This window comes from Micromonospora pisi, from assembly GCF_003633685.1.
GTDB classification, from domain to species: domain Bacteria; phylum Actinomycetota; class Actinomycetes; order Mycobacteriales; family Micromonosporaceae; genus Micromonospora_G; species Micromonospora_G pisi.
In genome coordinates this window covers 2,161,661-2,184,227 of the sequence record NZ_RBKT01000001.1, presented here as the reverse complement: position 1 = coordinate 2,184,227, position 22,567 = coordinate 2,161,661, and the positions used below count along the sequence as shown (strand labels likewise).

22 protein-coding genes, 1 tRNA gene and 1 pseudogene are annotated in these 22,567 nt (G+C 66.5%); 11 read left to right on the top strand and 13 right to left on the bottom strand.

Annotated elements, in window-relative coordinates; genetic code table 11:
* Positions 1-75: 75 nt before the first annotated feature.
* A complete protein-coding gene (locus BDK92_RS08645) occupies positions 76-543 on the top strand; it encodes an SRPBCC family protein (protein WP_121156241.1) in 468 nt (155 codons plus the stop codon).
* A 110-nt stretch (positions 544-653) separates the two neighbouring features.
* Here the strand turns inward: BDK92_RS08645 and BDK92_RS08640 are convergent, their stop codons facing one another.
* Positions 654-1,352, bottom strand: coding sequence for a CGNR zinc finger domain-containing protein (locus tag BDK92_RS08640; protein ID WP_121156239.1), 699 nt, complete (start codon positions 1,350-1,352; stop codon positions 654-656).
* Between the two features lie 329 nt (positions 1,353-1,681).
* Between BDK92_RS08640 and rox the strand changes: the two genes are divergently transcribed.
* On the top strand, positions 1,682-3,106 hold the full coding sequence (rox, locus tag BDK92_RS08635) for a rifampin monooxygenase (protein WP_211349581.1): 1,425 nt from the start codon (positions 1,682-1,684) through the stop codon (positions 3,104-3,106).
* 132 nt (positions 3,107-3,238) lie between these two features.
* Here the strand turns inward: rox and aceE are convergent, their stop codons facing one another.
* The gene (gene aceE / locus BDK92_RS08630) at positions 3,239-5,995 is read right to left on the bottom strand and encodes a pyruvate dehydrogenase (acetyl-transferring), homodimeric type (RefSeq protein ID WP_121156235.1); all 2,757 of its coding nucleotides are present in this window, start codon (positions 5,993-5,995) and stop codon (positions 3,239-3,241) included.
* Between the two features lie 231 nt (positions 5,996-6,226).
* On the opposite strand from aceE, the gene BDK92_RS08625 reads away from it, so the two are divergent.
* Entirely contained in the window at positions 6,227-6,631 is a 405-nt protein-coding gene (locus BDK92_RS08625) for a YjbQ family protein (protein WP_121156233.1), read from the top strand.
* A 58-nt stretch (positions 6,632-6,689) separates the two neighbouring features.
* Here the strand turns inward: BDK92_RS08625 and BDK92_RS08620 are convergent, their stop codons facing one another.
* The 4 genes from BDK92_RS08620 to BDK92_RS08605 form a co-directional block, all read right to left on the bottom strand.
* Positions 6,690-8,345: an alkaline phosphatase D family protein gene (locus BDK92_RS08620; protein WP_121156231.1), complete on the bottom strand. Its 1,656-nt coding sequence runs from the start codon at positions 8,343-8,345 to the stop codon at positions 6,690-6,692.
* A gap of 179 nt (positions 8,346-8,524) precedes the next feature.
* A complete protein-coding gene (locus BDK92_RS08615; RefSeq protein WP_121156229.1) occupies positions 8,525-9,322 on the bottom strand; it encodes an ABC transporter permease subunit in 798 nt (265 codons plus the stop codon).
* On the bottom strand, positions 9,309-10,232 hold the full coding sequence (locus BDK92_RS08610; protein ID WP_121156227.1) for an ABC transporter ATP-binding protein: 924 nt from the start codon (positions 10,230-10,232) through the stop codon (positions 9,309-9,311). The genes BDK92_RS08615 and BDK92_RS08610 overlap by 14 nt, the downstream gene beginning before the upstream one ends.
* Positions 10,180-10,719: a GbsR/MarR family transcriptional regulator gene (locus tag BDK92_RS08605; protein WP_121156225.1), complete on the bottom strand. Its 540-nt coding sequence runs from the start codon at positions 10,717-10,719 to the stop codon at positions 10,180-10,182. The genes BDK92_RS08610 and BDK92_RS08605 overlap by 53 nt, the downstream gene beginning before the upstream one ends.
* A 215-nt stretch (positions 10,720-10,934) precedes the next feature.
* On the opposite strand from BDK92_RS08605, the gene BDK92_RS08600 reads away from it, so the two are divergent.
* The 6 genes from BDK92_RS08600 to BDK92_RS08580 all read left to right on the top strand — a co-directional run bounded on the left by BDK92_RS08600 (position 10,935) and on the right by BDK92_RS08580 (position 15,306).
* Entirely contained in the window at positions 10,935-11,384 is a 450-nt protein-coding gene (locus BDK92_RS08600; RefSeq protein WP_121156223.1) for a MarR family winged helix-turn-helix transcriptional regulator, read from the top strand.
* Entirely contained in the window at positions 11,357-11,482 is a 126-nt protein-coding gene (locus tag BDK92_RS40770; protein ID WP_281278708.1) for a hypothetical protein, read from the top strand. The genes BDK92_RS08600 and BDK92_RS40770 overlap by 28 nt, the downstream gene beginning before the upstream one ends.
* Positions 11,483-11,555: 73 nt before the next feature.
* Complete coding sequence (locus BDK92_RS08595) at positions 11,556-13,982, top strand: thiamine pyrophosphate-dependent enzyme (protein WP_121156221.1); 2,427 nt, start codon at positions 11,556-11,558, stop codon at positions 13,980-13,982.
* Between the two features lie 111 nt (positions 13,983-14,093).
* Positions 14,094-14,531, top strand: coding sequence for a DUF3052 domain-containing protein (locus BDK92_RS08590; RefSeq protein WP_121156219.1), 438 nt, complete (start codon positions 14,094-14,096; stop codon positions 14,529-14,531).
* Between the two features lie 83 nt (positions 14,532-14,614).
* Positions 14,615-15,079 carry a peroxiredoxin gene (locus BDK92_RS08585; protein WP_121156218.1) on the top strand — a complete coding sequence of 155 codons (465 nt, stop codon included), beginning with the start codon at positions 14,615-14,617 and terminating at the stop codon, positions 15,077-15,079.
* Positions 15,080-15,231: 152 nt separating this feature from the next.
* Positions 15,232-15,306 (top strand) — tRNA-Val (locus tag BDK92_RS08580).
* A 143-nt stretch (positions 15,307-15,449) separates the two neighbouring features.
* Here BDK92_RS08580 and BDK92_RS40765 read toward each other — a convergent pair.
* Together BDK92_RS40765 and BDK92_RS40760 are read right to left on the bottom strand one after the other, a co-directional pair.
* Positions 15,450-15,626 carry a tyrosine-type recombinase/integrase gene (locus BDK92_RS40765; protein ID WP_281278617.1) on the bottom strand — a complete coding sequence of 59 codons (177 nt, stop codon included), beginning with the start codon at positions 15,624-15,626 and terminating at the stop codon, positions 15,450-15,452.
* 230 nt (positions 15,627-15,856) lie between these two features.
* A pseudogene (locus tag BDK92_RS40760) lies at positions 15,857-16,060 on the bottom strand (site-specific integrase); the annotation flags it as partial.
* Between the two features lie 353 nt (positions 16,061-16,413).
* Here BDK92_RS40760 and BDK92_RS38345 point away from each other — a divergent pair.
* On the top strand, positions 16,414-17,715 hold the full coding sequence (locus BDK92_RS38345; RefSeq protein ID WP_147456942.1) for a hypothetical protein: 1,302 nt from the start codon (positions 16,414-16,416) through the stop codon (positions 17,713-17,715).
* 518 nt (positions 17,716-18,233) lie between these two features.
* Here the strand turns inward: BDK92_RS38345 and BDK92_RS41405 are convergent.
* From BDK92_RS41405 to BDK92_RS08555, 5 genes are all read right to left on the bottom strand, one after another.
* Positions 18,234-18,815, bottom strand: coding sequence for a HEPN domain-containing protein (locus tag BDK92_RS41405; protein ID WP_484198435.1), 582 nt, complete (start codon positions 18,813-18,815; stop codon positions 18,234-18,236).
* A 2-nt stretch (positions 18,816-18,817) separates the two neighbouring features.
* Positions 18,818-19,963, bottom strand: a complete 1,146-nt coding sequence (locus tag BDK92_RS08570; RefSeq protein ID WP_121156216.1) for a ParA family protein — start codon at positions 19,961-19,963, stop codon at positions 18,818-18,820.
* 361 nt (positions 19,964-20,324) lie between these two features.
* A complete protein-coding gene (locus tag BDK92_RS08565; RefSeq protein WP_147456941.1) occupies positions 20,325-20,867 on the bottom strand; it encodes a UTRA domain-containing protein in 543 nt (180 codons plus the stop codon).
* A 17-nt stretch (positions 20,868-20,884) separates the two neighbouring features.
* Entirely contained in the window at positions 20,885-21,439 is a 555-nt protein-coding gene (locus BDK92_RS08560) for a GNAT family N-acetyltransferase (RefSeq protein WP_121156212.1), read from the bottom strand.
* Entirely contained in the window at positions 21,436-22,224 is a 789-nt protein-coding gene (locus BDK92_RS08555) for a GntR family transcriptional regulator (RefSeq protein ID WP_121156210.1), read from the bottom strand. Before BDK92_RS08555 ends, BDK92_RS08560 begins: the two co-directional genes overlap by 4 nt.
* Positions 22,225-22,355: 131 nt before the next feature.
* On the opposite strand from BDK92_RS08555, the gene BDK92_RS08550 reads away from it, so the two are divergent.
* Positions 22,356-22,562, top strand: a complete 207-nt coding sequence (locus BDK92_RS08550; protein ID WP_121161834.1) for a hypothetical protein — start codon at positions 22,356-22,358, stop codon at positions 22,560-22,562.
* Positions 22,563-22,567 lie beyond the last annotated feature (5 nt).

Sequence of the window (22,567 nt, the reverse complement as noted above, 5' to 3'; positions counted from 1 at the left end):
AGACGTCCGGTTTGGCACCAATATGCGCATAAGCTGCGAATGTTCGTACGATGTCCTCAATGGAGGCAGATAGAGATGATGCTCATTGAACGCAGCGTGCGGGTGGCAGCGAACATCGAGGCGGTGTGGGACGTGGTCCAGCGCGCCGAGCGGCTGCCCGCCTGGCTCTCTGGCGTACGTCAGGCCGAGGTTCTCTCCGGTGAGGGATTCGGCCGGCGGCAACGTGTCCGGGTCATCCGCGGACCGGCGGTGGACGCCGAGGTGATCGCCTACCAGGCACCGACGCTGATCGCCTGGCGCGAGCGGACCGAGGGGTCCGGCGCCCGCGCCGAGGCCCGGACCGAGGTGTACGTCGAACTCGCCCCCGACGGCGACGACGCCACCGAGGTACGGCTCATCATGGTGCGCTGGCCCGCCGGCCCGATCAGCGGCGCCCTGCTCCGCTGGGGCATGCGCCGGGTCGGTGCGAACCTGGAAGGTTCACTGAACCGGCTCACCGGACTCGCCACGGTCAGCCCGTCCCCGGCCGTACCGGTCGGCTGAACCGACCGACCCACGCGCGATCGATCCGCGCCCGGTCGACTCGTACCACCCCCGGCCGGTGCCGGTGGGTCGTGGCCACGAGGCGGCGGGCGCGGCCACGATTTCCCTGCTCAGACGGGCGTCGCCGGCTGTTCCCGGTGCCGTTGCGGTGCGCCCTGCTGCCGGCGGCGGTGATCGGCGACCTTGTTCCGGTTGCCGCAGCGCTGCATCGAACACCAGCGGCGCCGCCCCGGTCGGGACGTGTCCAGATAGATCAGGGCACAGCGCTGCCCCGCGCACATCCGTACCCGCTCGACAGTGGGGGCGCTGAAGGTACGGACCGCGTCCCGCGCGATCTCGGTGATCAACTGCCGTGCGTCGACCGGTTTCCGCCAGACCGGCGTACCACCGGCGGAACCGAACTGCGGCACCACCGGCGGACCGCCCGCCAGTTCGTTGACGACGGCGAACTCCCGCTCCAGGCCCGTTGGCCGGTCGGCGCCCGTCGCCGGGCCAGGCTCCGTCGATTCGTACGGGACCGGCTGCCCGGTTGCCGCCACCGCGATCGACCAGATCGCCTCGCGGAGTCGTTTGACGTCGGTCAGGTCAGCCGGTCGGGCCGGAATCTCGTCCGGGTCGACCCCGTGGCCGACCGGGTCGAGCCGGCTGAGCGCGGACCAGGCGACAAAGTCGGCCGGGGTGTGCAGCTGCTCGAAGCGGGCCCGGAATCCCTCGCCGCCGGTGCCGCAGGCGAGTTCCAGGCAGAGCGCCCCGGCGTCGAAGCCGAAGACCTGCCCGTCCGGGTGGGCCAGGCTGAGTACGCCGATCACCTAACCACTATAGGCAGTTAGCTGGTAAAGGACTGGACGCGATGATGCCCGGGCTTGTAGCTTGCAGCTGACCGTGACCCGCCCGAGGAGGTGAGACCCATGAACGCTGTATCGATGTGGGTGCTCCCCCTTTCCGTCACAGTCGGGCGATTGACGTAGGTGTCGCCGGGAGCGCCTCGCCAACAAGGCCCTCCCGAAAGGCAACACCTATGCGTTCTCTGCAAATCACCGCCGAGCCGTCGTCGACCGATACGGTCGAGCGCGACTCCACCCTGGGCGATGTCCCCGGACTCCCATCGCCGGCCTCCGGCGCCGATCGCGCGCCCCTCATGTTCGACGTGATCATTGCCGGGTGCGGGCCGACCGGTGCGATGCTCGCCGCCGAACTGCGGCTGCACGATGTACGGGTACTCGTCCTGGAGAAGGAAACCGAGCCCGTGTCGTTCGTCCGCATCGTCGGTCTGCATATTCGCAGTATCGAGCTGATGGCAATGCGCGGGCTGCTGGAGCGCATCCTCGAACGCGGAAGACAGCGTCCGGCCGGCGGTTTCTTCGCCGCCATCGACAAACCCGTGCCCGAGGGCCTGGATTCCGCGCACGCCTATCTGCTGGGCATCCCGCAGCCGGTCATCGTTCACCTGCTCGAAGAACATGCGATCGAACTGGGCGCGCAGGTCCGGCGCGGTTGTGCGGTGGCCGACTTCGAGCAGGACGACGACGGGGTGACCGTCGAGCTGGCCGACGGGGAACGGCTGCGCTCGCGCTATCTCGTCGGCTGCGACGGCGGGCGCAGTACGGTGCGCAAACTACTCGGCGTCGGCTTCCCCGGCGAGCCCTCGCGGACCGAGACGCTGATGGGCGAGATGGAAGTGGGTGTGCCGCAGGAGGAGATCGTCGCCAAGGTGACCGAAATCCGCGAGACCGATAGGCGATTCAGTCTCGGGCCCTTCGGCGAACGGGTCTACCGCGTCATAGTCCCCGCCGCGGGAGTCGGCGATCGTGCGGAACCGCCCACCCTCGAGGATTTCAAACAACAGTTGCGCACCATCGCCGGAACGGATTTCGGCGTGCACTCCCCGCGCTGGTTGTCCCGCTTCGGAGATGCCACCCGGCTGGCCGAACGTTATCGGGTCGGGCGGGTGCTGCTGGCCGGCGATGCGGCACACATCCATCCACCCATCGGCGGACAGGGCCTCAACCTGGGCGTTCAGGACGCATTCAACCTCGGCTGGAAACTGGCCGCGCAGATCCGTGGCTGGGCGCCGGAAACACTGCTGGACACCTACCAGGCCGAACGTCATCCGGTCGCCGAGGACGTGCTGGACAACACCCGCGCCCAGATGGAACTGCTGTCCACCGAACCGGGCCCGCAGGCCGTGCGCAGGCTGCTCACCGAACTGATGGACTTCGACGAGGTGAACCGCCATCTGATCGAGAAGATCACCGCGATCGGCATCCGCTACGACCTGGGCGCAGGCCCCGACCTGCTCGGCCGGCGCCTGCGCGACCTCGACGTGAAACAGGGCCACCTCTACGATCTGCTGCACCGCGGCCGTGGCCTGTTGCTGGACCGCACCGAACGCCTGACCGTCGGTGGCTGGTCGGACCGGGTCGACTACCTCGGGGATCCGACGGCGGTACTGGATGTTCCGTGCGTCCTGCTACGCCCCGACGGCCACGTCGCCTGGATCGGCGACGATCAGCAGGACCTGGACGACCACCTCTCCCGCTGGTTCGGCAAGCCCGCCAACTGAGTTCGCCCGAGTAACCGAAAGGGCCCGTTCCGACCGGCTGGAGAAGATCCAGCGGTGGAACGGGCCCTTCGACGTCACCACGACGGTGCCCGGGGGCACCGCACCCGACGCGGGTGCCCGGAGGCGGTCCGACTAGGAGTCGCCGCCGGTCTCGCCGACCGGAGCCGCCGAGATGTCGTTGATCGCGTACTTCGCGGCCGCCTCGGCCGGCACCGAAGCAGGTACTACGCCGCGGAGCGCGAGCTGCCGCAGCGCGGCGACGGTGACCGACTCCGCGTCGACGTGGAAGTGCCGACGCAGCGCGTGCCGGGTGTCGGAGAGACCGAACCCGTCGGTGCCGAGCGAGGTGTAGTCGCCCGGAATCCAGCGCGAGATCAGGTCCGGCACCGCCCGCATCCAGTCGCTGACCGCAACCACCGGACCGGCCGCGTCCGCCAGCTTCTGCGCGATGTACGGCACCCGCTGCTCGCCACCGGGGTTGAGCAGGTTGTGCTCCTCGGCCTCCACCGCGTCACGACGCAGCTCGGTCCAGGAGGTGACCGACCAGACGTCGGCGGCCACACCCCAGTCCTGGGCCAGCAACTGCTGCGCCTTCAGCGCCCACTGCATGCCCGTACCGGAGGCCAACAGGTTGGCCCGCGGCGTCTCGCCGCCACCGGCGCTGGCCACCGACGGTGCCGGCGCGTAGCGGTAGATGCCCTTGAGTAGCCCCTCCACGTCGACGTCGGCGGGCTCCGCCGGCTGCAGGATCGGCTCGTTGTAGACGGTGAGGTAGTAGAAGATGTTCTCCGGGTCCTCGCCGTACATCCGGTGCAGGCCGTTCTCCAGGATGTGCGCCATCTCGAACGCGAACGCCGGGTCGTACGCGACGACGGCCGGGTTGGTCGCGGCGATCAGGTGCGAGTGCCCGTCCTCGTGCTGGAGGCCCTCACCGTTGAGCGTGGTTCGCCCCGCGGTGGCGCCGAGCACGAAACCGCGCGCCATCTGGTCCGCAGCCGCCCAGAACGAGTCGCCGGTGCGCTGGAAACCGAACATCGAATAGAAGATGTACAGCGGGATCATCGGCTCGTCGTGGGTGGCGTACGACGACCCGGCGGCGGTGAACGAGGCCACCGAACCGGCCTCGTTGATCCCCTCGTGCAGGATCTGGCCGGTGGTCGCCTCCTTGTACGACAGGAACAGCTCCCGGTCGACCGAGGTGTACTTCTGCCCGTGCGGCGAGTAGATCTTCTGGGTCGGGAAGAGCGAGTCCATACCGAAGGTACGGGCCTCGTCCGGGATGATCGGCACCCACCGCTTGCCGAACTCGCGGTCCTTCATCACGTCCTTGAGCAGCCGGACGAAGGCCATCGTGGTGGCGACCTTCTGCTTGCCCGAGCCGCGCTTGACGTCTGCGAACCGCTCCGGACCGGGGATGGCCAGCGCCTTGTGGGCGGTGCGCCGCGACGGCAGGTAACCGCCGAGCTGCTGGCGCCGCTCACGCAGGTACGCCAACTCCTCGGACTTCTCACCCGGGTGGTAGTACGGCGGGAGGTACGGGTTCGACTCCAGCGCGCTGTCCGGGATGTCCAGGTAGAGGCGGTCACGGAAGGACTTCAGGTCCTCCAGCGTCAGCTTCTTCATCTGGTGGGTGGCGTTGCGGCCCTCGAAGTGCGAGCCGAGCGTCCAGCCCTTGATGGTCTTGGCCAGGATGACCGTCGGCTGACCGGTGTGCTCCGTCGCCGCCTTGTACGCCGCGTAGAGCTTCCGGTAGTCGTGCCCACCGCGCTTGAGGTTCCAGATCTCGTCGTCGGTCATGCCCTCGACGAGCTTGCGGGTGCGCGCGTCCCGACCGAAGAAGTGCTCCCGCACGTACGCGCCGGACTCGGCCTTGTACGTCTGGTAGTCGCCGTCCGGGGTCGTGTTCATCAGGTTGACCAGCGCGCCGTCGGTGTCCGCGGCGAGCAGCGGGTCCCACTCCCGACCCCAGACGACCTTGATCACGTTCCAGCCGGCGCCACGGAAGAACGACTCCAGCTCCTGCATGACCTTGCCGTTGCCCCGGACCGGGCCGTCCAGCCGCTGCAGGTTGCAGTTGATCACGAAGGTGAGGTTGTCCAGCTCCTCGCGGGCGGCCACACCGATCGCGCCGAGCGACTCGGGCTCGTCCATCTCACCGTCGCCGAGGAACGCCCATACGTGCTGGTCGGAGGTGTCCTTGATGCCCCGGTTGTGCAGGTACCGGTTGAACCGGGCCTGGTAGATCGCGTTCATCCCGCCGAGACCCATGGAGACCGTGGGGAACTCCCAGAAGTCCGGCATCAGCCGCGGGTGCGGGTACGACGGCAGGCCGCCGCCCGGGTGCGACAGCTCCTGCCGGAAGCCGTCGAGCTGGTGCTCGGAGAGCCGCCCCTCCAGGTACGCGCGCGCGTACATACCGGGGGAGCCGTGGCCCTGGTAGAAGATGTGGTCGCCGCCACCCGGGTGGTTCTTGCCCCGGAAGAAGTGGTTGAACCCGACCTCGTAGAGCGACGCCGAACTGGCGTAGGTCGAGATGTGTCCACCGACGCCGATCTCCGGGCGCTGGGCGCGGTGCACCAACATCGCCGCGTTCCACCGGATGTAGGCCCGGATCCGCCGCTCGACGTGCTCGTCGCCGGGGAACCAGGGCTCGCGTTCGGAGGGGATCGTGTTGATGTAGTCGGTGGTGGTCAGCGGCGGTACGCCGACCTGGCGCTCTCTCGCGCGCTCCAGCAGACGGAGCATGACGTAGCGGGCGCGTTTGGCACCGCGCTCGTCGATGACACCGTCAAGCGACTCGACCCATTCGCTGGTCTCTTCGGGGTCGATGTCCGGAAGCTGGCTCGGCAGGCCGTCGCTGATTACCGGGCGCTTGCGTTCCGTGGCCACAGGCGTTCCCTAGGTTGTGTGTGGGATTAGTCTCTGGCGCCATCCTGCCCCCTCATGCCCTGTTCCGTCACGCCTAGTCGCCACAGACGCGACACTCGACACATGTACCCCCCGGTAACTTGGCGGCAACATGTTTGTCAGCTAGCGCCTCCCCCGGAAGGAAGGGCCCCCTGTTATCGCTTTTCGTATAGGAAGGGGCCCTTCCTAACGCCTCGGGGCAGACTGTGCGTCATGCGTACCGAAGTCATCACTGTCCGGACCGGTTCACGTCCCACCGTTCGGGACATCACCCGGGAGGCGGAGCGGTTCCTCGACGGCCAGGGCGACGGCCTGCTGCACGTCTTCGTACCGCACGCCACCGCCGGGCTGGCGATCATCGAGACCGGCTCCGGCTCGGACGAGGACCTGCTGACCGCCCTGGACGAACTGCTCCCGACCGACGACCGGTGGCGGCACCGGCACGGTTCACCGGGCCACGGCCGCGACCACGTGATGCCCGCCTTCGTGCCGCCGTACGCGACGCTGCCGGTGCTCGGCGGCCGGTTGGCGCTCGGCACCTGGCAGTCGATCTGCCTGGTCGACCCGAACGGCGACAACCCCACCCGTCAGGTCCGCTTCTCCTTCCTCCCCGCCTGACGCCGCGCGTTCCGGCCCGCCTCGTCGGGCGAGTGCGGGCCGGGGCGCACGGAACCGATCAGGGGCGGGCGGTCTCCCGCTCGACGGTGTCGGCGACCGACGGGGTCGCCGCCCGCTGGGCCGGGGCGGCGGGCGGGTCGAGCGGGCGGTCGTACGTCTGGTGCAGGCCGGGGACCCGGTCCTCGATCACGAACGAGGCGCGGGTGTGTACGGGCGCGTCCGGCGTGCTGACGTACGGCAGCACCTCGAAATCGGCCTCCAGCCGCTCCGTGGTGATCTTCGTCAGGACGTACCCGCGCTGGTTGTTGTAGAAGCGCAGGTGCGGGTTGATGCCGAGGAACGGGTGGTCGGACGGGACCGAGTCGGCACCGTCCCCGCCCGAGGTGATCGACGAGCAGACCAGTTCGGTGCCGACCGTACGCGAGGTCGGGTCGGCGTAGTCGAGCTTGAGATCGCTGGCCCAGTGGGCGTGCACGTCGCCGGTGAGCACCACCGGGTTGCGTACGCCGGCACCGAGCCAGCCCCGGGTGATCCGGTCCCGGGAGGCGACGTACCCGTCCCAGGAATCCATGCTGGTCACCGTGGCCGGGCCGGCGTTGTTGTCCCGCTGGGCGAAGAAGACCTGCTGGCCGAGGATGTCCCAGCGGGACGACGAGCGGCGGAACCCGTCGAGCAGCCACCGCTCCTGCTCGGCGCCGGTGATCGAGCGGGCCGGGTCGACCGCCGCCGGGCAGTCCTTGTAGCCGTCGCCGCAGCCCTGGTCGTCCCGGTACTGCCGGGTGTCGAGCATGTGGAAGGTGGCCAGCCGCCCCCACTGCACCCGCCGGTAGAGCTGCATGTCGATGCCGCGCGGGATCGACGTACGCCGCAGCGGCATGTTCTCGTAGTACGCCTGGAACGCCGCCGCCCGCCGCGCCGGGAACTCCGGGTCGGCGGCCTCGGGCACGTCGTCGGCCCAGTTGTTCTCCACCTCGTGGTCGTCGAAGACCACCAGCCAGGGCGCGACCGCGTGGGCGGCCTGGAGGTCCGGGTCGGTCTTGTACTGGGCGTGCCGCTGCCGGTAGTTGGCCAGGGTGCGGGTCTCCGGCCCCTGGTGGTCGCGCGGGTTGCCGCCGGGCACGTTGTACGTGTCCGGCGCGTACTCGTACTGGTAGTCGCCGAGGTGCAGGATCAGGTCCGGGTCGGCCTCGGCGAGCCGCTTGTACGCGGTGAAGTAGCCGTGCTCGTACTGGGAACAGGAGACGAACGCCATGGCGAGCGAGCCGCCGATGCTCCACGGTGCCGGCGCGGTCCGGGTCCGCCCCACCGGTGAGGTGTGCCGTTCGGCGTGGAAACGGTAGAAGTACTCGCGTCCGGGGAGCAGCCCGTTCAGTTCGACGTGGACGGTGTGTCCCGACTCGGGCCGGGCGATGGCCGTACCGGTGCGCAGCACGTGCCGGAACCGTTCGTCGGCGGCGAGTTCCCAGCGGACCGGGACCGCCCGGGACGGCATGCCGCCGAGGCCGTCCTCGGCGAGCGGCTGCGGGGCGAGGCGGGTCCAGAGCACGAAGCCGTCAAAATCCGGGTCACCGGAGGCGACGCCGAGCGTGAACGGGTCCTCGCGCAGGGGGCGGGCCGGGGTCGCGCCGGCCGCGGTGGGCAGGGCGCCGGTCACGGCACCGGCGGCTCCGAGCGCGGCGCCGCTGAGCAGGAGGGTACGTCGCGAAACTGACATGCAGGCTCCCCAGGATCCGGAGGTACGGACCCTCGAAGCCTGTCGATCGATGGTTCACACCCCGACAACCATCAATAACCACCGCCCAAACACCAGGTGACACGAACCGAAGGAAGGGCCCCTTGTTATCGCTTTTTGTATAACAAGGGGCCCTTCCTAACGCGTACCGCGGGCGCCGGTCAGACGGCGACGTCGCGGCGGGTGAAGAGGTAGGTGCCGGCGGCGACGAGGACGGCGGTGGTGGCGAGCAGCAGCAGCGGCCCGGTGGTCTGTAGGCCGTTGACCAGCGGATCGCCGTCGAGGTACCAGTGGAACGGGGAGAGGTTCTGCAACCAGGCCAGCCCGTCGACCTGCGGCAGGACCGCGTTGGCCAGGTACGCGAGCACCGCCACCCCGGCGCTGCCGCCGAGCGCCGCGCCCCGGCTGCCGGTGGCGGCACCGACGGCGAAGGCGAGCGCCCCGAAGGTGGCGCCGAAGAGGACCAGTTGCGCGCTGGTCGCGAGCAGTTCGCCCGCGCCGACGCCGTCGAAACCGGCCGGACCGCTCAGCCCGATCATGGCGAGGCCGAGTAGTCCGCCGATCAGCACCAGCCCGACCAGCAGTGCGGCGAAGCGGTGCAGGGCGAGCCGGACCCGCCCGACCGGGTGGGCCAGCAGCAGGTCGAGGGTGCCGGCCTCCTCGTCACCGGCGACCGCGCGGGTGCCGGTCGCGATGGCGAAGACGGTGACCAGCAGCGGGACCAGCAGCCCGAACACCGCCCCACCGAGGTAACCGGCGGCGCTGGTCAGGTCGGTGTAGTTGAACGCCTCGAGGAGCCCTTCCGGGTACGCGGCCAGCGCCTCGGCCATCTCCGGTGTCTGCATCGTCGGCCAGAACGAGGCGTACATGGCCCCGACGGCGACGATCGCGAGAGTCCAGCCGACCAGCGACCGGCGACTGTCGAAGAGCGTCTTCGTGAACGGGTTACGCAGCAGCATGCTGCACCTCCGTACGGTCGTGGCTGTCGCTGTAATAGTCGAAGAAGAGTTCCTCCAGGTCGGGTTCCTCGGCACGCAGGCTCAGTACGGTGTGCCGACCGGCCGCCTTGACCAGCGCGTCGGCCCGCCCGTCGAGTCGGCAGCGGAGCGTGTTGCCGGTGACGGTCACGTCGCCGACGTTCGGCAGCGACGCGAACTCGGCCGCCTCGACCGGCGCCTCGAAGACGATCTCGACCTGCCGTACGGCGCGTTCGCGCAGTTCCTCGACCCGCTCTACGGTGATCAACCGCCCCTCGCGGATGATGCCGACCCGGTCGGCGGTCTGCTGCACCTCGCTCATCACGTGCGACGACATGAAGACGGTCTGCCCGGCGGCCCTGGCCTCGCGCACCATGGTCACGAACTCGTGTTGCAGGAACGGGTCCAGGCCGCTGGTCGGCTCGTCGAGGATGAGCAGTTCGGGGGAGTGCATGAACGCCTGCACCACCCCGATCTTCTGCCGGTTGCCCTTGGAGAGTCCCTTGATCCGGCGACTGAGGTCGAGGTCGAGTCGGGCGGCGAGTTCGTCGATCCGGGACCGGGGCACCCCGCCGCGCAGGTTGCCGAGGTAGGTGAGCAGGTCCCGGCCGGTCTGTCGGCCGTCGACGACGAAGTCACCGGCGAGGTAGCCGATCCGGCGGCGCAGCCGTACGCCGTCCGTACGCGGGTCGACGCCGAGGACGCGTACGTGACCGCTGGTGGGGCGGATCAGGTCGAGCAGGAGTCGGATGGTGGTGGACTTGCCGGCGCCGTTGGGGCCGAGGAACCCGTACACCTCGCCCCGCTCGACCCGCAGGTCGAGCCCGGTCAGGCCACGGTTACGGCCGTACGTCTTGGTCAGGTTCTCGGTGTTGATGGCCGACTCGGTCATCGGCCTCTCCTCTCTGGGTGCTCGCCATCTTCTGGGCGTGTTCGGTCTTGAACCGTTCGATGAATCCGGGCAGCTCACGTTCGATGAAGGCGTAGAGGTCCCGGGTGTAGACGAGCCGGTCGGTGAGGGGTGACCGTTCGCCGCCGAGCAGCTCGATGCCCCGGTCCATGAGTTTCCGGAAGATCCGGAACCGGTCGGACTCGGCGGCCCGGGTGAACGCGTCCGGGCTGAGTTCCCAGGCGATGCCGCGCCGGCCCGGGTTCGCCACCCGGCGGACCAGTTGGCTGCTTTCCAGCATCCGGATGCCGGTGCTCACCGAGCCCTTCGACAGCCCGGTCGCCTCGGCGATCTCGGTGGCGGTCGCGTGGGGCGGGTCGCAGATCAGCAACCAGCCGAGAACCTTGCCGTACGCGGGCGGCAGGCCGAGGCCGGTCAGCACGATGCCGACGTCCTCGATGTAGCGGCGTTCGGGGGAGAACTCGACCACGGATCCCTCACTGTTCCCAATGTTCAAAGATTTCCAAACCAACCGTACGTCCAGCCCGCAACCCCGCCCGCCGCCCCGCAACCCTGCTCACTCGCCGCCCCGCTCACCCCCGCAGGCGTTAGGAAGGGCCCCTTCCTATACAAAATGCGATAACAAGGGGCCCTTCCTTACTCCGGGGAAAGGAGGGGCGGGCGGGCACCGGTACCGTCCTGACCATGGCGCAGACCAGCGGTACGGCGGCGGGCGACGTGGTGCGCCGGATCCTGCACGTCTCCGACGCGATGCGGCACTTCATGGAGGCCGACCTGGCCGAACTGGGGCTCACCCCGGCGGTCGCCCGCGCCCTGCACGAGCTTGACCCGGACCGGCCACTGCCCGCCCGTGACCTGGCCGAACGCCTCGGCTGCGATCCGTCCAACATCACCTTGCTGGTGGACAAACTGGAGCGCCTGGACCTGGTACGCCGCCAGGTCGACCCGGCCGACCGTCGGCTGCGCACCCTCGTGGTCAGCGACGAGGGTCGGCGCGTACGTGACCGGGTAAGCCGGATCGTGTCCGATTCCCGGCTGCTCGCTCCCCTCACCGAGGACGAGTTGGCGACCCTGCGGACCCTGATGTGGAAGGTCTCCGACGGTGGTTGCCCCCTGGAGCCCCCGCTGACCTGACCGGAATCCGACCCGGCGCGGCGCGGGGCGCGGCACGGGCCGTACAACGGCTGGTCCAGGCCGAGCCGCTGGCCGGTATCGCCGAGCCGGTGGCCTGATGTCGCTGCGCGGCGTGCCACATCGGCAGCGTGCGGACCGTGTCTGAGTGGCCGGTAATGCCATGAGTCGGTAATGCTGTCCGACGTGACCACCCCTCAAGATCTCGACGATCGGTTCCGGGAGGCGGTCGGCGGTCTGGTCGCGCCGACCCTGGCGCGCTCGGCCGACGGGCCGGTCCACGACGGCGCCACGCTCACCGGTGCGCGCGCCCTCGAACTCTTCGACGCCCAGCTCACCAGCCGGCACCTCGACCTTGCCGCGCGCTGGCTGCGCAGTTTCGGCGAGGGCTTCTACACGATCGGCTCCGCCGGCCACGAGGGCAACGCCGCGGTGGCCGCCGCCGTACGCCCCACCGACCCCGCCCTGCTGCACTACCGCTCGGGCGGCTTCTACTGCGCGCGGGTGGCCCAGGCCGCCACGATGCCCGCCCAGGACGGCTCCGACGAGTCCAGCGGTGCTGACGGCACCGTCAACGGGCGACCCCGGGAGGGTGCCGAGCATGTCGACCCGGTCGCCGGCGCGGCCCGGGACGTGCTGCGCGGGGTCGTCGCGTCGGCCAGCGAGCCGATCGCCGGTGGTCGGCACAAGGTTTTCGGCAACGCCGCCCTCGACATCATCCCGACCACCTCCACCATCGCCTCGCATCTGCCCCGGGCGGTCGGTGTCGGATTCGCGATAGAACGCCAGCGCCGGGCCGCCGGTGCGCCGCCCCGCAACCGGTCCGGCGCCTCGGCCCGGTTGCTCACCGACGCGCGTACGGCCGCGGCCGAGTCCCGGGCCGCCTGGCCGGCGGACGCGATCGTGGTCTGCTCGTTCGGCGACGCCTCGGTCAACCACGCGAGTGCCACCGCGGCGTTCAACACCGCCGGCTGGTGCGACCACACCGGCCTGCGCATTCCGGTCCTGTTCGTCTGCGAGGACAACGGGCTCGGCATCAGCGTCCGCTCACCCGACGGCTGGGTCGCCGCGACGCTCGCCGCCAAGCCCGGCATCCGCTACTTCTCCGCCGACGGCTGCGACCTCGCCCAGACGTACGAGGTGGCGAGCGAGGCCGCCGCCTGGGTACGCCGACACCGCCGTCCGGCGATCCTGCACCTGACCACGGTCCGGTTGATGGGGCACGCGGGCGCGGACGCCGAGGTGGCGTACCGGCCGACCGCGGATCTGCAGCGGGACCTGGCCCGGGACCCGCTGATCGGCACCGCGAAACTGATCGTGGAGGCGGGGCTGGCCAGCCCGGAGCAGGTGATCGCCCGTTATGACGCGGTCGGCTGGCAGGTGCGCAAGGTCGCCGAGGAGGTGCTCGGCGAGGCGAAGCTGACCAGCGCCGCCGACATCGTCGCCCCGCTCGCCCCGCGTCGCCCCGTACGGGTCTCGCGTACCGTCGCCGACGCGGGGACCTGGGCGGCCGGGCCGGGTGCCGGGGCGCGGGCCACCGCCTTCGCCGACCGGCTGCCCGAGGCGGCCGGTCCGCTCACCCTGGCCCAGACCATCAACGCGGCGCTCGCCGACGGCATGCTCGACTATCCGGCGATGACCGTCTTCGGCGAGGACGTGGCGGTCAAGGGCGGGGTGTACGGGGTGACGAAGGGGCTGCGCGACCGGTTCGGCCCGTCCCGGGTCTTCGACACTTTGCTGGACGAGACGAGCGTGCTGGGCCTGGGGCTGGGGGCGGGGCTGGGCGGCATGCTGCCGGTGCCGGAGATCCAGTACCTGGCGTACCTGCACAACGCCGAGGACCAGTTGCGCGGCGAGGCGGCCACCATGCAGTTCTTCTCGCGGGGGGCCTACCGGAACCCGATGGTGGTGCGGGTGGCCGGCCTGGCGTACCAGGAGGGGTTCGGCGGGCACTTCCACAACGACAACTCCGTTGCCGTACTCCGGGATGTTCCCGGTCTGGTGCTCGCGGTCCCGGCGCGGCCCGACGACGCCGCGCCGATGCTGCGTTCGTGCCTGGCGAGTGCGGCGGTGGACGGTACGGTCTGCGTCTTCCTGGAGCCGATCGCGCTCTACCACACCCGGGACCTGTACGCCGAGGGCGACGACGAGTGGCTGGCGCCCTACCTGGGGCCGGGGGACTGGGCGAGTGGGCACGTGCCGGTCGGTCGGGCCCGGGTCTACGGTGTCGGTTCTGCCGAGGACATCACGATCATCACCTTCGGTAACGGGGTCAGGATGTCCCTCCGGGCCGCCGCCAGGCTGGCCGAGGAGGGGATCGGCAGCCGGGTGGTGGACCTACGCTGGCTGGCTCCGCTGCCGGTCGCGGACATCTTCCGGGAGGCTTCCGCCACTGGTCGGGTGCTGGTGGTGGACGAGACACGCCGGTCCGGAGGGGTCGGTGAGGGCATCGTCGCCGGCCTGGTGGATGCTGGATATGTGGGTGTTGTGCGGCGCGTTGCGTCTATTGACTCGTTTGTACCATTAGGTCCGGCTGCCCGGGAGGTGCTGGTGTCCGAAGATGCCATTACCCAGGGTGCCCGTACGCTGCTGGCACGGTAAATTCCCTTCCACTCGGTGCGCCACTTGCGCCGAGCCGAACAACTGTGTGGACTTTGCCCTATCGGCACCGAACCGGTGCCGGGTGTAGCTGAGATGAGGAGGCACGCGACAGTGAGCGCGACCGCTGGTCAGGCCGCCGACGGAGTACGGAGCCTGGCGGACCGGTTCGGCATCGAGCCGGGGATGGTCGTCATGGAGATGGGGTACGACGATGACGTCGACCAGGAACTCCGTGACGCCCTGACCGACCGTTGTGGGGAACTGGTCGACGAGGACACCGACGAGGTGGTGGACGCCGTACTGGTCTGGTACCGGGACGGCGACGGCGACCTTTTCGAGCTTCTCGTGGATGCCCTCGGCCCGCTGGCGGACAACGGCGTGGTGTGGCTGTTGACGCCGAAGGCCGGACGTGACGGCCACGTCGAGCCGAGCGAGGTCAGTGAGTCGGCGCCCACCGCCGGCCTCCAGCAGACCTCCACGATCAACGCCGGCAAGGACTGGAGCGGGGCCCGCCTGGTCCTGCGCCGGGGAGCGAAAGTGAAGAAGTAGACCCCCGCCTGCGGAGACTCGGAGTGCCGGTCGGTGGACCGGCGCTCGGAACATTCGTGCGCCACCGTGACAGGAGCTGACACATGCCGATCGAGGTTGGCGCCGAGGCGCCCGACTTCGTGCTGAAGGACCAGAACAACCAGGAGGTACGCCTGGCGGACTTCCGCGGGCGGCGGAACGTCCTGCTGGTCTTCTACCCCCTGGCCTTCTCCGGCACCTGCCAGGGCGAGCTGTCCGAGGCACGCGACAACCTCGACGAGTACGTCAACGACAACGTCCAGTTGTTGACCGTCAGCGTCGACTCGGTCTACAGCCACAAGGTCTGGGCCATGGAGCAGGGCTTCCTGTTTCCGCTCCTGGCCGACTTCTGGCCGCACGGCGGGGTGGCCCAGGCGTACGGCGTCTTCAACGACGTCCGGGGGTACGCCAACCGGGGCACCTTCGTGATCGACCGGGCGGGTGTGGTCCGCTTCGCCGAGATGAACGAACCCGGCGTAGCGCGAGACCAGGCAGGCTGGCGCAAGGCGCTGGCCGCAGCCACCGCCTGACCAGGGTCTTAGCGAGATCTTGGGAGCTTTCCCGCCCATGGGGGGTGCGGGGGAGCTTCCAAGATCTCTGCCCGGGTTACCGCCTCGGGTGACCCGGACCAACGCGGCAGGGTAAGCTTGCCGCCGCCGGACGCCGCAGTTGCGGGCGTTCCGGGCGCGTAGCTCAGTGGGAGAGCACTCGCCTTACAAGCGAGGGGTCGCAGGTTCGAAACCTGCCGCGCCCACCATCTCTGACCAGCACGGCGGCTGTCTAGAAGATCGGGATTCGGCCCGTTGACAGCTACGGTGACAGCAACGCCGTTCATGACAGCCGCTTGTCGAGTTGGCCGAGCGCCTTGCGCATCACGTCCAGGTTCGCGTGTGAATAGATCTATAGGGTGATCTTCACGTCGGCGTGACGGGCGATGGCCTGGACGACGTGCGGCGGTACGCCCAGTTCCATCAGCAGCGAGACGACAGTGTGCCGCAGGTCGTGTAGCCGCACGTCTGGACAGCCGGCCGTTTCCCGCAGAGCGGCGAAGTGCCGATTGAGGTTACGCGGTTCCATTGGCGTGTCAACCTCAGACGGAAATACCAATCCTGATCCTGCCATACGTCGGCTAACCTTTCCCGTTCCATCTTTTGGAATGCCTGGTGGTCCAGCAGCGCCACCCAGGTCCAATCCGGCATGGGTAGGACGCTCTCTGACTCCGCGGTTTTGGCGTCTTGCAGGTGTAGCTTTCCACCGGCCCGCTGGACGGTTTGAGCGATTGACATGGTCCCCTCGTCGAGATCCAGGTCCGTCCATCGCAAGCCCAGCAACTCGCCGCGCCGGAGGCCCATAGTGGCCGCCACGATGTAGAGGGTGTGTAGGCGGTGTCCTTCCGTAGCGGCCAGGAGCTTGCGCACCTGGTCGACGGCAAGGCCCTTGCCCACCTTGTAGCGAGGGGATGAGACACGAACCAGCTTGGCGACGTTCCGAGACACCTGTTCCTCGCGCATTGCATTTTGGAGTGCGTTGCGGAGCACCGCGTGGACGAACGGGATTCGACGCGGGCTGGGAGTCCGTCGGCAGCACCGGCAAGCCGAGCAGACCACCACCGCCCGGCCCGCCAGCGCCCGTACAAGCCGTCAAGATCTGCTTGACGTAGCGGGCCGGGCGGCGGCTTGGTCCCCAGAGGGCGGGTCGACGGCAGACGGGATGGCGGGCCGCTCAGGCTGTTGCTGGCCAGCAAGGTGGGGAGCAGGTCCTTGACCACGTCGCGCTCAACCAGCGTCGTTGGAAGTGCGAGAGCCCAAGAGAATCTAGGCTGAAGCGGCCTTCGTTGCCGCGAGTCGCCCCGTAGTATCGCTTCGTGACCACCACCCCCTATTTGCAGCAAGTTGCAGATCGCGCAGTATCCGCCTCGATTAAGATTGAGCAATGGGAAGTCGAGGATGAAGATGAATTCGATAAGCCGTTTATGCGCCCAATCCTGAGGCTTGATATGTCTAATGGGCGAACAACTAGGCCGATCACGCTGGATGAGGAAAAGGCCAAAATGTTTGCTGCGGCTCAATTTGAATCATGGGTATTCCTGGACGATCTGGCCGCTGTATATGAACGCGACAGCGGTCGATTTGAGGCAGTGTTGACGGGTGGGGGCCCATTCATTTCTAGGCCGGAAAACTTACTGAAGAAAATCCACGCCTATCGGCTCCGTGTCGAGAAAGAGAAGGAACCTTCGCCGGAGCTCGCTTTTGCCTCCCCGTCGGACAGTGAGCTGAGATTTGTTAGCCGCACCTCCGATGCCGTGATGCTGGCTGAGGTGTCCCCGGTGTCGGTGCCATTCACGGTTTGCGAGCGATTCCTGGCCGGGCGTTACAGTCTCAAGGTTCAGGGCGTGAAGGGCATGCGCCACGATGATGCCCTGGATTTCATCAAGCGTTTCGCAAACTCCGTCATATTTGACCTAGACCTGCTTTATGGACTTGTCACGCGCCTTGCGCCACACGGTGAGCTGAATACCCTGCATCGAAGGGGCGGGACGCTGTCGTATGATCAGACTCCCTACATTCCACGGAATGTCTACGACGAAGAGCCGTTGACTCTCTATATGCACGCTAGAGCTGTGCGGGGAATGCCTTTGGTAGAGTATCTTGGCTATTATCAGAGTCTGGAGTGCTACTTTCCGGCTTATGTCCATGCCGACATGGTTAGGCGAGTTGGGCAAAAGCTCCGGGACCCCGCATTCAATCCGAGTAGGAATGGGGACATCGCGGCACTTCTTGGAATGGTGCAGGCCGGCGGGGGTGGAATGCCTGAGGTGGAGCAGCTAAAGCTGCTCCTTAGGAATTGCCTCAATGAGAATGAGTTGGTCTCTTTCATTCGCCAGTCGCCCGGAAGTGAGGAATTCCTGGGGGCTAAGAAGGAGCTTTCGGGCGTTCCTCTGATTCATCTGAATGATTTGGGGCGAAAACCCTCAGACCAGGTGGCGGCCCGTATTTATGCGCTCCGCTGTCGCATTGTGCACACGAAAGTTGATGGTGGGCCTAAGGGTGCGTCCCTTCTGTTGCCACATAGTTATGAAGCGCGCAAGCTCGATCACGATCTGGCTCTGATTAGGTTCATATCGCAGCGTGTCTTGATTGCGGAGGCGTCGGCTGCTGGCTGGTGACGGCTATGGGAGGAACTGTGGATTGCCTGTTATCCCCTATCCATGCAGTGCTATCGCCGCCAAGTGTGCCAAGGTGGTTACGGCCGTGTCGCCGCAGGGTCACAAGCGCCGTAGGGCGGGATGATTCGAGAGAGTCCCTAGGGGTGTGGGAGTCCAGCAACGGCTGTCGACAGCTACGGTGAGAGGCAACGACACAGCGCGAGGGCCGGCGCTGGCGGCCGAGCGCGGACAGTCGCCCGAGGTCGGAGACGCGGATGGACACCGCCGGACGCACCGCCCAGAGCTTACAAGCGAGGGGTCGCAGGTTCGAAACCTGCCGCGCCCACCAACAGTTAGAGTCGTATGAGCCGGAAACCGGGCTTATTAGTTCAATATCTATTGACCTTGGTGGGTCCTCGTGAATTAAGTGAACGTTCCGGAGCCTTCAAGTGGCGATAGAAATTCAGGTGATGAGAACGCCTCGGGTAGATCCAACTAATGTTGGTGGAAGTACAGCCATTACTGCGGGCGTGATATCCCTAGATCCAACAGGCATCCAAATTATGAACGACGGAAGTAATGCATTCAGTGCAATCTGTTACGTGATCGAGGGATATGCGTCGGAATGCTAGCTGGGCCGGATCCCAGTCCGCCTCGTGTGCGATCTGATTCCGTCGGTCAACCTGCAGGTCGAGCATGTTTCGAAGTCGAGATTCCCGACTGCCTCGCGCTTCTCCGATTGCGCGCCACACGGCTCGCGCATCAGAGCCGCTTGCGTCGATCGCCTTATCGATCGCCTGTGGTGTGACCAGTGTTTTGAAGGACAGTCGGTATCGAACTGAGCTGGCTAGTTGCGTTTGATTGAATAGTGATGATTGGATCTGTAGGTACGAGTCGATGGAAGCGTTAGTTGCGGACGCGCCTTGCCGTATAGCGATTAGAAAGGCTTCAGCCGCTTTTTCGTGCATGTAGGCGTCGAGTGCTGATACTGAGAGGACAATGCACGCCCGGTAGATTGACGCACTGGACTCAATCTGACCTTGGGTTTCCTGAGCCTGGCCGAGCGTGGATAGGGCGGATACTTGATCTGCGAGCTTATCGAATAGCTGTCGAGGTTTCATGATTACGGCTGGCTTACTGCTAAGGCGGCCACCTTCTCGGCGATCCCTTTGAAGATCCTATTGAGGCTGCTGATCTGTCTCATGGATGCGTCCAAAACGACACCTGATTGGCCAAGTTCGTTGGATGTAAGCTCGAATACCGGAAGCCTGTGCTCCTGTGACTTAGGAAGCAAGCTATTGAATTCCTGAATCCGCCCCAACACGTAATCTTCGCCAATGCCTGCGTCTTGGTAGGTGGAGGTGGGCAACATTAACCCGGCCTGTTTCAAGGGCGGGGCGAAGTCGAAGCGGATTGACTCGGCGACGCGATCGATCCACTCCTTAAACGGCCCCGTAGGATCGCCATATGGATTGTCTTCTGTTGGTGCACGGTACAGTCGGTACCTTTGAATCACTGCTCCAGCGAACTTCATCCGAGGCTCCGGAAATGGGTAGGTGGCAGTCTGTAGGGTCTCGTTCTCGCTTGCTGACTTTGCCCATCTATACCAGCGCGGAAGGACTTTAGATAAGGATCTGAGTGCCATCACTGTATAGAAGTCGGGGGAGGTTGGAACGAATACGAGATCGCTTGTCGCCACAATGTTCTGATTCAACGATCCCAGGCTGGGACTCATGTCGACTAAGACGAAGTCGGCGCCAATTGCTTCGGCGGTTGCGCGAATGAGATAGTTTATGGCGCCGGGAATGTTGCGGAGTGCCAGAAGCGTGCCGGATAGCTCCTGTGCCACGCTTAGTGATACCTCGTACTCGCCAATCTGGATGTGTCCTGGAAGCAAAAAGAGGTTATCGCAACCGACGATTGGTGCACACTCTACTGCGTCCAACATTCGCGGTTCAGATTCAAACGCTGGCTTCAGTGCTCCGTAGAGCGTCCGCTCAACATTGGCAGTATAAAACTCCTTGGTCACCAATTGCGTCGCGCGGAACTCTTCGTCCCTTGCTGTGGCTGCATCGGAGTTTTCGGCAAAGTCGTCGAGTGGCCACGTGTTGGAGAGGCCGAGTGAGACTCCTGTCAAGTTACATTGTGGATCGGCATCGACCAGCAGCACTCTGTGGCCGAGGCGTGCGAGCATCCATCCAAGGTTGAATGTGGTAGTCGTTTTGCTAACGCCACCCTTGTGGTTGAAGATCGAGACAACTGTCGTCACTTGCGACCTCGCCTATTGTGAACCGAGTGGTTCATCACCCTAGTCCACCGTTCGTGTTCACCTAGAGGGCAAAATGCACATTGCGCCACGTATCCGCAAAGCTGTCAAGGATCTGACATCGCCATATGGATCGGCCGACACCCGATTGAGGCGCCGGTCCGCCCTGACCGTTGGTCGAAGATCATTTTGAGGCGGACGCGCTGATAGGACTCGGACGGTTCTTGGTCATAGCAGTGAGTGGGATTAGGGAGTTGAGGTCGGCCGGATCCAGCCGTCTCAGGTGACGATGCTCGGCGGTGCAGGTCGCCGCAGCATCGGTGGTGGCCGCTACCCACCGCAATGAGCTGGAGTGACCCTTACCTCACTCGACGGGTATCTGCATCTGGTATGTGAAGCCAGGGGAGAGTCGGGCGACTGTGTGGGTGATGACGTACTCGACGGGTCTGCCGGCGCCGTTCCGGTTCAGGCGCCGCATGACAAGTAGCGGCTCGTGGTCGCCGATGCGGAGCTCCGTCTGCTCTGCCTCGGTCGGTTGGCGGGCGGTGATGTTCTCCGTGACGGTGGCCGGAGTGTGCCCGAGCTGCGCGAGCACAGCGATCGCGCCGCCTCGGATCTTCTGGTTCTCGGCAAGAGGCGTGCCGCCGGCCAACCAGGCTGGGTAGTAGGAGTCGGCCAGCTCGACGGGCTGGTCATCCTCAAGGATCAAGCGACGCCGCACTACGGCCCGGCCCTCGTCCCCGAGGTCGAGAGCTGTTCGGATCGCCAGATCGGGGACCACCGTCTCGACACCGAGGAGCTGTTGGCTACCGGTACGGCCACGAGCCGCAGCCTCCTTGGCCCACGCGTCGCCAACTCCCGGTATGACGTAGGGATCGGACGTGCTGGCCCAACGCGGGGTGCTCATCGGCAGTGCCTCCAAGCTCAGCGCAGCTCAGTCTTTAGCCGGTCGCCCGTGTATGGCTGGGCAGGTCGTTCGAAGCAGGCGCCAGACACCCGAGACTCGATCGTGCGGACGTGTCGGAAGCCTTGCCGCTGGTAGTAGCGGTGTAGCTGCACGTTTGTTGTCCACGCGTCGAGCCTGAGCCAGGTCAGCCCGGCTTCGTACGCGCGCCCGCCGGCCCAGTCCAGCATCTCGCCGCCCAAGTCTCCTCCCGCGTGCTGCAACGGGATCATCATCTTCGCCACGTAGAGCGCATCAGACGGGTCGTCTTCCGGGTACCACAGCGCTTCTGGGTCGCGGTCGGGCTTCCAGAGCGAGTCGACGTCGACGTAGGCGGTCAGCGTGACAGTGGCGATCGGTTCTTGGTCGTTCCAGATGAGCCAGGTCTGCCCAGCGGACACCGTGGCGGCGACCGCAGACCGGGGGAGCGGGATTGACCACTGCTCCTCGCCGCGCGCGGCCAACCAGGCGACCCGTTCACGACGCCACGACATGATGATGTCTACGTCGTCCAGCTCGGCGCGAGTGATGATCATTCGGTCGAGTCCCGGTCGCGGAAGCGGGCAATCACTTCGGCATCGCCCAGGGTGTAGACAACGCGGTTTCGGTCACCAGCGAACGTGGTCACCGATACGCGCACCGGTCGGTCGGCGGTGAACCCGGTTCGGATGTAGTGCAGGACCGGCGTGCCCGGGTTGAGCCGCAGAAGGGTCACCTCTTCCGGCGTGGGCATCGCCGCGACCAGCTCGTCTTCGGCGCCGAGCTGCTGGTAGCCGCGCTCGGCGAGCAGCCGGGTTGTGCCATGCGGGATGTCTCGTGGCGACAGCAACTCGGGCACGGTTTCGCAGAGGTCCATCGGGTAGTAGCTCGACTGCACCGATGAGGGCTGTCCGTTGACCCGGCGGATGCAGCGGCGTACGGCGACTGTGGAGTCTGCCTCCACGCCGAGCCGTTCGGCAATCGCAGCAGTCACCGCTTCGATCCGCAGCTCGAACTCCTGCGTGGGTTCGTGGCCTTGGGCGCGTACTTCGCCGAACCAGGCGTCGGACTCGGCCCACAGCCCGTGCGGCATTTCGGCCCGGCTTGCGTGATAGGTCAGGGTGACCCGCTCGCGGACGACCATCCCGCCGGTGCGACCGGGTACGGACTCGACCAGACCTTCGTTGAGCAGCAGAGCGGTCGCAAGGCGAACCGTGTTGCGGGAGACGTCGTACTGGTCTTGGAGTTGAGTCTCGGTCGGCAGTTTGTCGCCAGGGCTGAGTTCTCCGGAGATGATCCGCTTCCGAAGCTCGGTGGCGATCTTCCGGTAGAGCGGCGGCACGGGCTCTCCTCACCTCGGTGACACATTGGAATGAATCTTAGGGTCCCAGTCTTGACGGAGACCGATGTCGCTGTAATGGTTGGTACCAATCCAACGTAACGCAACGTTGGTACTTGATCAACGGAGTGGTGATGAACTCTGGCGAGATGGCCCGTGAGATGGAGCGCGTCAACCGCGCCCTGGAACTGGCTCGGGTGCACATCGCCGGACTCGACCAGGCCGAAAGCGCCCGGAGCCTGGCTGACCGCGTTGCCTACTCACCACTGCGGACGCTGCTGGAACAGGCCGAGATGTCGGCCGAGCGGGTGACTACCTACCTGCGGACACAGAACCACTGACGAAG